Annotated in this window: 1 protein-coding gene; it reads right to left on the bottom strand. The window is 73.2% G+C overall.

Annotated features, from left to right (window positions below):
- Positions 1–231: hydantoinase/oxoprolinase family protein (locus SB753_RS42105; RefSeq protein ID WP_410805829.1), on the bottom strand; the 231-nt coding region annotated here is incomplete at both ends.

Raw genomic sequence — 231 nt, 5'->3', positions numbered from 1 at the left:
GTAGCACACGGGCCCGGGCACCGAGCCCGCCGAATCCGGGCCGACCTTGACGAGGCCGCCCGCGTCGATCCGCACCAGACTCCCGCCGCCCGCGCCGATCTCCGAGACGTCGATGAACGGCAGCTTGACCGCGTGCCCGCCGCCCGTGACGAGCTTGCTGCTGACGTTGATGCCCGCACCGACCCCGTATTCGGTGGTGCGCGCCGGCTCGCCCTTCTCGCTGCTGGCGGC

The sequence above is a fragment of the Paraburkholderia sp. SIMBA_053 genome, assembly GCF_046534895.1.
GTDB lineage: Bacteria > Pseudomonadota > Gammaproteobacteria > Burkholderiales > Burkholderiaceae > Paraburkholderia > Paraburkholderia caledonica.
This window is presented reverse-complemented; position numbering and strand designations above follow the sequence as displayed.